General features: G+C 44.5%; 10 protein-coding genes and 1 pseudogene. 8 read left to right on the top strand and 3 right to left on the bottom strand.

Going from position 1 to position 9,667, the window contains the following annotated elements; all coding sequences use genetic code 11:
- Positions 1-545: 545 nt before the first annotated feature.
- From J7529_RS13625 to J7529_RS13615, 3 genes are read left to right on the top strand one after another with little or no spacing between them, the layout of a single operon-like run.
- Entirely contained in the window at positions 546-1,118 is a 573-nt protein-coding gene (locus J7529_RS13625; protein WP_318729402.1) for a photosystem I assembly protein Ycf4, read from the top strand.
- 57 nt (positions 1,119-1,175) lie between these two features.
- Complete coding sequence (locus J7529_RS13620; RefSeq protein WP_318729401.1) at positions 1,176-1,907, top strand: peptidylprolyl isomerase; 732 nt, start codon at positions 1,176-1,178, stop codon at positions 1,905-1,907.
- 9 nt (positions 1,908-1,916) lie between these two features.
- Positions 1,917-3,524 (top strand): NAD(P)/FAD-dependent oxidoreductase, encoded by a 1,608-nt coding sequence (locus tag J7529_RS13615; protein ID WP_318729400.1) that lies wholly within the window; start codon positions 1,917-1,919, stop codon positions 3,522-3,524.
- Positions 3,525-3,598: 74 nt separating this feature from the next.
- On the opposite strand, the gene J7529_RS13610 is transcribed toward J7529_RS13615, so the two are convergent.
- The gene (locus J7529_RS13610) at positions 3,599-4,186 is read right to left on the bottom strand and encodes a Uma2 family endonuclease (protein ID WP_413038888.1); all 588 of its coding nucleotides are present in this window, start codon (positions 4,184-4,186) and stop codon (positions 3,599-3,601) included.
- Positions 4,187-4,294: 108 nt separating this feature from the next.
- Here J7529_RS13610 and J7529_RS13605 point away from each other — a divergent pair, with 108 nt between their 5' ends.
- A complete protein-coding gene (locus J7529_RS13605) occupies positions 4,295-5,440 on the top strand; it encodes a beta-ketoacyl-ACP synthase (RefSeq protein ID WP_318729398.1) in 1,146 nt (381 codons plus the stop codon).
- A gap of 104 nt (positions 5,441-5,544) precedes the next feature.
- On the opposite strand, the gene J7529_RS13600 is transcribed toward J7529_RS13605, so the two are convergent.
- Positions 5,545-5,688, bottom strand: a complete 144-nt coding sequence (locus tag J7529_RS13600; RefSeq protein WP_318729397.1) for a hypothetical protein — start codon at positions 5,686-5,688, stop codon at positions 5,545-5,547.
- Here J7529_RS13600 and J7529_RS13595 point away from each other — a divergent pair.
- From J7529_RS13595 to J7529_RS13580, 4 genes are read left to right on the top strand one after another with little or no spacing between them, the layout of a single operon-like run.
- Positions 5,687-6,178: a hydrogenase maturation protease gene (locus tag J7529_RS13595; RefSeq protein WP_318729396.1), complete on the top strand. Its 492-nt coding sequence runs from the start codon at positions 5,687-5,689 to the stop codon at positions 6,176-6,178. The genes J7529_RS13600 and J7529_RS13595 overlap by 2 nt on opposite strands.
- A gap of 27 nt (positions 6,179-6,205) precedes the next feature.
- Complete coding sequence (gene hypA / locus J7529_RS13590; protein WP_271941469.1) at positions 6,206-6,547, top strand: hydrogenase maturation nickel metallochaperone HypA; 342 nt, start codon at positions 6,206-6,208, stop codon at positions 6,545-6,547.
- Positions 6,548-6,551: 4 nt separating this feature from the next.
- Complete coding sequence (gene hypB / locus J7529_RS13585) at positions 6,552-7,346, top strand: hydrogenase nickel incorporation protein HypB (RefSeq protein ID WP_318729395.1); 795 nt, start codon at positions 6,552-6,554, stop codon at positions 7,344-7,346.
- A gap of 52 nt (positions 7,347-7,398) precedes the next feature.
- A complete protein-coding gene (locus J7529_RS13580) occupies positions 7,399-8,013 on the top strand; it encodes a CP12 domain-containing protein (protein ID WP_318729394.1) in 615 nt (204 codons plus the stop codon).
- A gap of 77 nt (positions 8,014-8,090) precedes the next feature.
- Here J7529_RS13580 and J7529_RS13575 read toward each other — a convergent pair.
- A pseudogene (locus tag J7529_RS13575) lies at positions 8,091-9,508 on the bottom strand (PIN-like domain-containing protein).
- Between the last annotated feature and the right edge of the window lie 159 nt (positions 9,509-9,667).

Raw genomic sequence — 9,667 nt, 5'->3', positions numbered from 1 at the left:
AGCGATCGCGCTTTAGCCAGTCGTCGAGGGCATCAAACCACCCTCTGTCGCTGGGCGCGCGTCCGACTGCGATTGTCATTGAGCAAATCCTCTGACGTTACAAATTTAAATCAATTGCAGGGGATGAATTCCCAAAGGTTCCTTACGTGGATGTCTTAAGAGATTAACCACTCGGTGGTAGAATCCCTTGAGTGTCTTTCCCTATATGAGGAATGACCTCTCCACTTTCAGGAACAGCCATTATTTTAATTAATTTGCCTCTGAAGCTTAGGCTTAGGGGCAAATTAATCTTTCTTAACATACCACAAGAAAGCAGAACAGGCATCCAAGTCCTTAAGGCGATTGGATTTTCCGCATAATATCTATAATAAACAATCTGAGAAATTTTACAATATGTCACACATTTTCTCAGATTCTCTCAGAAAAGAAGGTGGCTTGATGAGGAGACAAGAGGAAATCGCCTCCTAATCAATGGAGGCCAAAGATTAAGGTAAAATCAGAAAGCACTCTTAATTTGGTATAGCGATCCAACTTCACCCAGACCTATGACGGCACAAGGAACCTCCACACCAAAGAACAAAAAAGTTTTACATCAATCCATTCTCGGTTCACGCCGACTGAGTAATTATGCCTGGGCAACCATCATTTCCATGGGCGCATCTGGCTTTTTATTAGCCGGGTTATCGAGCTATCTGCAAGTCAACCTCATACCCTTTAGTAACCCCACCGAGCTAATATTTGTGCCTCAAGGTTTGGTCATGGGCTTATATGGCAGTGCGGGATTATTGCTGGCTCTGTATCTATGGCTGGTGATTCTCTGGGATGTCGGTGGTGGATATAACGAATTTAGCTATGAAACTGGCGTGGCTAAAGTTTTTCGTTGGGGATTTCCGGGGAAAAATCGCCAAATTGACTTGACTTATCCCTTAGAAGATATTCAAGCAGTGGGCGTAATTATCAAAGAAGGACTTAATCCTCAGCGGAAAATTTATCTGCGAGTAAAAGGACAAGGCAATATTCCTTTAACTCGTGTGGGACAACCGATGAGTCTCTCAGACCTAGAAAACCAAGCCGCAGAGTTAGCCCGATTTTTAGAAGTGCCTTTAGAAGGACTCTAAGACACCCATTCGGTACAATCAATCCGTAGCTTTGGTAACAGAAATTCAATTAATCCTATGAAAATTAGACCGAAATATTGGGTCATCTCATTGATGCTGTTAAGTGCATTGGCGATCGCCGGATGCAGTGATAGCCTCTCTGCTCCTGACTCAGATGGCTCCCCCACTGCCACAGGAGCGACTCCTTCCCCAGTGGCGAGTGCCGATCCCAATCGTCCCTTTAACGGGTTACCCATTTTGGAAGGGAAAGCAACAGTGGTGATGACCGTTAAAGGCTCGCCCATTACAATTAGTGTAGATGGCACAAAAGCACCGGTAACCGCTGGAAACTTTGTGGATTTAGTCGAGCGCGGTTTTTATGATGGCTTGACGTTTCATCGGGTAGTGCGCGAGCCTCAACCATTTGTGGTGCAAGGGGGAGATCCGCTAGGCAATGGAACCGGTGGATTTATCGATCCAGCAACCGGACAGGAGCGACAAATTCCCCTGGAAATCACCCCACAAGAGGAGAGCGAACCGATTTATAGTCAAACGTTTCCCGTGGCACAAATTAACAAGCCTCCGGAACTTCAGCATACTCGTGGTGCAGTGGCGATGGCGAGATCGCAATTCCCCGATTCTGCCTCTTCCCAGTTTTATTTTACCCTGGCCGATCTCTCCTTTCTTGATGGCAATTATGCTGTATTTGGTTATGTAACTGAGGGGATGGAAGGGGTTGATGCAATTCAACAGGGCGATCGGATTGACTCAGCAACGGTCACCCAGGGACTGGAAAACTTGAAGCGCTAGTGAGTTCTTATGGCACGCAATCCCTTATTTGGCCTCTTCTCTCGCGCCTTGCGTTGGGCAACAGAAGCGAATCGTCGTCAGATTCCTCTGGATGCATGGTCAGAAATACAACAAAATCAGAAACGTCAACATTTCAAGCGGCGCTCATTTTTGCAAGTTGCTGGAGGTTTGGCTGGAGGACTGCTGTTAGGGACGGGTTGTCAATCTCCTGCTACTACTCTGTGGGCACGAGAGAGAGCTGCTCCCAAAATTGCGATCGTAGGGGCAGGAATTGCGGGTCTGAGTACGGCTTACACTCTGAAAAAGGCGGGCTACCGCGCCACAATTTATGAAGCCTCAGATCGTGTGGGAGGCAGAATGTATACGGTCAAAGATGCGGTGGGACAAGGGATTTGGGTTAACCTTGGTGCTGAGTATATTAATAGTGACCATGAAGATATGCTGGCGCTGGCGCAAGAATTCCAAATTCCTCTGCTCGATCGCTTTGTCCCTGAAGAATTGGCTCTCACGGATCTGTATCATTTTGATGGGCAAATGCTCTCGGAAGCAACACTGGCTGAAGCCCTTGTCCCCGTTGCCGAACGCATAGCTGCTGATGCCGATCGCCTGGATGAAGATTGGGAGAATGTCAGTGTTGAATTAGATGCTCTCTCCGTTGCTGAGTATGGCGATCGCATCGGCCTATCTGGATGGTTACGAGAATTCATTGAACTCGTCATGATTACCGAGATGGGACTCGAAGCCGATGAAATCACGGCGCTTAACCTAATCTGGTTACTCCCTCGTGTAGATAGGGAAGGCAATGTGGAATCGACTGGACACTCGGATGAACGATATCTAGTTCAAAATGGGACTCAAGCCATTACCGATGCCCTCGCAGGAGAATTACAGAATCAAATTGAGACGGGAATGGCCTTAGAATCGATTCGGCAACACAGAGAGGGCTTTAAACTCAGCTTCAATTTTACTGATGTGGATGCAGATATTGTCGTTCTCGCTATTCCGTTTAGCGTTCTTCGTTCTATTCAGATAAGATTACCCTTACCACAAACCTTGCACCGGTTTATTAATGAGGTGGGTTACGGCAATAACGTGAAAGTTACGGTAGGTCATAACCAACCTGTCTGGCGAGATCAAGGATTGAGTGGTCTGGGATATACAGATCTGTCCTGGCAAAGCTGTTTTGAAGCCTCGCAACTTCAACCGTCTAAACTTGGAGCGCTAACCTATTATTTGGGTGGAGATATCGGTTTCAATAGCCAGCGCTACAGCATAGAGGAGAATGGGCAACTTTATACCAAAATGCTCGATCGTTTAATTCCCAATCTACTGGAAACGTACAATGGAAAAGCCACTCGCCTCCATTGGCCGACCGATCCTTTTGCTTTAGGTAGCTATGCTTGTTTTAAGCCAGGACAGTACACAGGATTTATTCAACATCATGTTTATCTAGAGGGAGAAGATGAGCAAAACGTTCATCAAGGACGATTAATTTTTGCCGGAGAACACACCAGTGATGCCTATCAAGGCTATATGAATGGTGGGGCACAGTCAGGACGTTTAGCTGCAAAGACGGTTTTGAAGCAGTTGGGAGTTGTCGCATCTTCAAGAGCCTGAGTGAGACAAAATGATGAGCACCTCTATTCATTCAAATCCTGAAGGTGGTCAGAACGATTTAATCAGATTTGATTTTATTCTTCAGATTGCTCAAATTGGACTCGCTTGTACAGTTCGGACAACTTAATTGTAAGATTTACTGATTGCAATTCTACTATTGTATCTTCGCCAATCAACTCCGTGAGCAACCATTGGTGATCGCCAACCTTACGATAGAGTTCTACCCGATAGGAAAATTGATCGATTAACAGATATTCCTGTAACTGGGGAATGGAGCGATAGAGGGCAAATTTCTGGTTTTTATCCAATCCTTCTGTGGACGAGGATAAAACTTCGGCAATTAAACAAGGATTGGTGAGCGCCATCTGTTTGCTGTCGGTAAACATTGGCTCTTCCGCGATCGCCATGACATCGGGATAAACATAACTCTCGGATACAGGCAACCACAAGCGCATGTCGCTCATAAATACCTCATAATTGCGATCTCCAACTTCTAGGGGTAATAAGCGACTCAAATTTAAGGTTAACCGATTATGATTTGCCGATGCACCTGCCATTTTGATGATCTCTCCTTGAATAAACTCGCTTTTGTCAATATTCCGATTTTCCTGTTCTAGATACTCTTCAACTGCGCTCTGTTTTGTCATTGCAGCAACCATAATTTACCTCCTATATTGGCTTAAGCCAGTAGCCAGTAAGGCTGGCAGTGTCTACCCTACGACCTCCGCATCTTTTAATGATAATATTAAAATCCCCTAGTTTTCGATATTATGACAGTCGTTGTTGTTACTGGATTGGGTTTAGTCTCGGCGTTGGGATCGCGCGATAATGCGACTTGGCACAAGCTCCTCAATCAGGAATCAGCGATCGCCATGGCGCAACCGTTTCCAGATTTAGCACCTCGTCCTCTAGCCATGATTGGCGATCGCCCGGCTTCTTTGCGAGAGCTGACTCATCAGTTAGTCCTGGAGACTTTGGAAGATGCAGGTATGACTCCTCCCTTACCCGATCTGGGGATTGTTGTTGGATCGAGTCGCAGCGCTCAAGGGAGTTGGGAGGCGATCGCTGGGCGTTTTTTGACCGGAGATCCAGAATTCCCCAATCTATCCAATTGTCTAGACTATTTACCCGATCTTCCCGCGCGAATGGTGGCTCAACTTACGGGGACTCAAGGGATTGTCCAAGCTCCCATGAATGCTTGCAATACGGGCATGTGGGCGATCGCCCAAGGCTATGAACTGATTCGCTGCGGCTATGCTCAACAGGTTTTAGCAGGGGCAATTGAAGCACCGATCACACCCTTAACTCTAGCGGGATTTACGCAAATGGGAGCCTTAGCGAAAACCGGATGTTATCCCTTTGACCGCGATCGGGAAGGATTGGTTTTAGGGGAAGGAGGCGCATTTCTCCTCCTAGAATCCCTAGAGTCAGCACAGCAGCGTCAAGCCTCAATCTATGGTCAAATCCTGGGAGCAGCCTTTACCAGTGATGCTTATCATGTGAGCGCCCCAAAACCCGATCGCATGAGTGCAGCGATCGCCATTAAAACTTGTTTGGAGCGGTCTGGCTTAACCCCAAATTCTATTGACTACATCCATGCCCACGGAACCAGTACCCCCTTAAATGATGCCGCCGAAAGCCAACTGATCCAGTATCTATTTCCAGCAACAGTTCCTGTTAGCTCCACCAAAGGGGCAACCGGGCATACATTGGGTGCTTCTGGAGCATTGGGTATCGCCTTTTCTTTAATGGCGCTCAAGCATCAAATCTTACCTCCTTGTGTGGGGTTAAGGGAGCCAGAGTTTAATCTCAATGTTGTTTGTGCTGCCCGTTCTCAGCCGATACAACATTGTCTGTGTTTAAGTTTTGCCTTTGGAGGGAATAATGGGGCGATCGCCCTTGGCAAGAAGAGTTGATTGGTGACAGATTACTTTATACAGAAGAGGACTGATTGAGGAAAGTGTACAAAAATCTTAATTTTAAATTAAGTTTTCTGTCAGGAGATCGGAATCGCAGGGTATTAAGAAAACCAGCAAAATTTAGGATAGATGGTGCAGCAAGATTTAGGATAAATTGCGGAACCCATAAAATGCGATCGCCAAACCAATACATCACACTTGAAACCACAACTCATCCCATCCTCCAAGAACAGTTTAATGGTCATGATTTCTCCATATCCTCATCCCCCCATCTCCCCATCCCATCCCTCACCGACTGTTCTCGTTATCGGTTATGGTAACCTCCTACGAGGTGATGATGGCATTGGGCAAACGGTAGCGATGAGGGTAGAAGAGTGGGAATGGATGAATGTGCGATCGCGCCCTGTCCATCAGCTTATGCCAGAGTTAGCCCAAGAATTATCCGAAGTCCAGTTAGCTATTTTTGTTGATGCTGCCCTATCCGGAGACGACGTAACCCGCTCCCAACTTGAACCCGTGCCAGAACAAGGATTACCTTGGGGACATTCCCTCAGCCCTCCTCGCTTACTTTCCCTGTGCCAATGGTTATATCAAACTGTACCCCAAGCCTGGATAATTAGCGTCCCTGGGGTAGACTTTTCCGACAGCGATCGTCTCTCCCCCCTGGCACAACAGCGCGTTAAAATTGCCCTCAGCCACATCACCCACTTGATCCAAAATCATCACACTCTTTAATTTTTAAGGTTTAATTTTTAATTGACTATGCACGAAGTCAGTATCATGGAAGAAACCCTAAAACTTGCCCTCAACCACGCTCAAAACCAAGGGGCAAAACAAATTCATCGGATTAAACTCAACGTGGGAGAACTCTCCGGTGTTGTTCCAGAAGCTTTAAACTTTGCGTTTGATGTCGTGACTCAAAATACAATTGCCCAGAGTGCTACACTAGAAATCGAAACCATACCGGTTGAATGTTACTGTTCCAATTGTCAGGAAAACTTCTATCCCAGTGACATCATTCATATCTGTCCCCACTGTGGACAACTAAGCCGGGAAGTTCGTCAAGGGAAAGAATTAGAGTTAGCATCCTTGGAGGTTTCTTAAATCCATGTGTACTGATTGTGGTTGTGCTGTAACCCCTGGAAAAGTTGAGATTCATAGCCATTCTCATCCCCCCCATGATCATCATCATGATCATGCCCACGATCATCATCACGGCGATCGTGCCCATACCCATACCCTACCGGTTCACCAAGCCATTTTAGCCAAAAATGACCGCCTCGCTGAACGCAACCGAGGCTATTTTTTAGCCAAAGGGCTGTTAGTTTTGAATATCCTTTCTTCTCCAGGTTCTGGCAAAACAACCCTGATTCAACGCACCCTCTCGGATCTGGGAGAACGACTCCCCGCAGGGGTGATCGTGGGAGATTTAGCCACTGATAATGATGCTCAAAGATTACGGGAAACCGGCGCACCTGTCGTGCAAATTACCACCGGCAGTATCTGCCATTTAGAAGCCGATATGATTGCCCAGGCGATCACCGAAATTCCCCTTGACCTATTACAGCTTTTGATCATAGAAAACGTCGGCAATTTGGTTTGTCCCGCTGCCTACGATCTCGGCGAAACCTTGCGCATAGCCCTACTTTCCACCACAGAAGGAGAAGATAAACCCCTTAAATATCCTACCCTGTTTAAGAGTGCTGATGTCATTTTGCTCAACAAAATTGACATTGCTGAAGTCGTTGGATTCGATCACGAAATTGCCCTCAAAAACCTTCAGCAAGTCGCCCCACAAGCCCAAGTTTTTGAAGTATCTGCCCGCAGTGGTTTTGGTCTCGAACAGTGGTATGGTTATTTAGAGGAACAAATTAACCCAATTGCTCCCCAATTAGTACATTGATAATCTCCAATCTTAACTCGATTGTAAACAGAGACTTGAAAGAGGAAAAAACATGTTAAAAGCATCAGATATCATGACCAAAGATGTGGTGATGATTGGCGGTTTAGCCACAGTAGAGGAAGCCGTTAAACTCATGCGAGCAAAGAACATTCGTTCGCTCATCGTTAAACGCCGTCATGAGCAAGATAGCTATGGAATTGTAACCGAAAGTGACGTAGTTTATAAAGTCACTGCCTATGGAACTGACCCCAAAACAGTCCGGGTTTATGAAATTATGACCAAACCCTGTGTGGCGATCAATCCTAATTTAGGTGTTGAATATGTAGCCCGATTATTTGCGAATTTAGGACTCCATCGCGCTCCCGTGATCAGTGGCGAAGTCTTGGGCATTATCTCGATTACCGATATTCTCAATAAGGGTGATTTCCTGGAAAAACCGAAAGCGCTCACCCTAAAAGAAGAAATTGAAAAGGCGCTTGCCGAAGCACGGGCCATTTGTAAAGAGAAAGGCCCCAACTCCCGTGAATGTGCGGTCGCTTGGGATATTGTCGAAGAGCTAGAAGCCGAAGCAGCTCACCAGCAAGCCCAGAAAATCACCAAAACCAAGTTTGAACAATACTGTGAAGAACATCCCGATGCTATAGAAGCGCGGATGTACGACACTTAAACTTTGGGAAACGAATCCCTCTCCCGTGGGAGAGGGATTAAGTAATCCGTATGAGAGAAGGTGATCGCTTTCTTCTATTAACTTACCTCAGTCCCCCTAAACTCCGATAATATAACCAACTCGGCTTCTGATTCATGATCGGGATTCTCAACAAATCCAATCAGTACATTGACTCCTAAAGGGAGAGGATCGATATCTTTTTTTTGTCCTGCTTTTTGGCTTTTAAAAATCGCCTCTTTTTTGTCTCTTGCGACTAATATAAATGTCATTTCATCTAATTCTGCACCTTGGAAGTTATAGAGTAGTTTCATCCGTATATAATCCTTCAAATCAAACCAAATAAAATCTATGTTAATAACCTGGTTTTTGATTTGAAAACCTAAAACCTTACCTGTATGCTTATCTACAACACCATACTCTAGAAGAAGTTCTGTATTTTTTTCAACCAAACAACCTATGTACTTATTTTTGAGCCAAGAATACACGGCTTTATAGTCAATAGTGTCCAATACCGATTCTCGGTTTCGAGAACGTTGTCTACTCACTTTGTTAGTAATATTACGAACCTGTTTAATAGATTCATCTTTTATATCTAAACCTAAATATTCTTTTGCATGGATCAAAAATAATTCGGCTTTATACATATGGAATTTTTGGATTTTTCCGTCAGTCTCTCTATTTATTTCCTGTATAAGTTCACGACGCGGCCCAATTGTTTTTCCATGATCAATTAACCACCAATCCTCTTTGTTATCATTGGTGATGAAAATGATAGATAGCTCCTCTGAACCTTCAGACATTTGTTTGGCCTTCTCAAGAATTTGTTGCCAAATAACTAAATCACCAAACTTTTCTTGATAAACTAATCCATTATGACGCAGTTTATCGCCTTTGTCTTTGTCTTTGTAGCCTGGCGGTATTTTATCGGCGTATCTTTGTTCACCATTTTTGTAAACCTCCTCAAGTTGTTCTTTTGTAAAAGGGTTTCCAACTTTACCCTCGAACAAAGTATCAATCTTGTCTCGGATTGGGTCGTTATCTGTACTTTTGGTTATTTTGTTAATGATAGCAAGTTCACTCTCTTCAACGTTTTGTAGCTTTCCAGTAAAATCCTTGACACTCTTACTTACTTCTGAGAAAAAAATCTTATGACTAGATTCAATACTAGAATAATAGTTTAATAACTCTTTAATAGATTTGTCATTGCTTAAAGTATCTAGATGCTTCTGCAAAAAGTCCTTAGCATCTGAAAACGTTTTTTTGTTTCTTGCACAACTACTAGACGGTTGTCTTGAAATTCCAGTGCAACTTGATAAGGAATCCAGAGTTGATCGGATAATTGTTCCAAAACTGAAAAAAACTGCTTTCTTGTCTCTTCCGAATAACGATACAGATTGAGCAAAACATTGGTATCTAGGATAAAAATTGCCGATTGCCAGATTTCCTTGAACTCTTCCTGGTTAGGGCGATAATAACTCGGAAATAAATCTTTCATTTGACTCATATAAGAAAAAGCTGTAATCTCACACACATTACGTTCACTATGATACATTAAGGTTTTGTACTACGGGCTTCTTCCCCATAACCCTTACTCCAGCTAAAAAGTACACCTGACTCGAAAACTATCTAAGCAGTGGAACAAGTGGGTACAACC

Origin of the sequence: Roseofilum sp. Guam, from assembly GCF_017746735.1 — a bacterium.
Lineage (GTDB): Bacteria > Cyanobacteriota > Cyanobacteriia > Cyanobacteriales > Desertifilaceae > Roseofilum > Roseofilum reptotaenium.
This window is presented reverse-complemented; position numbering and strand designations above follow the sequence as displayed.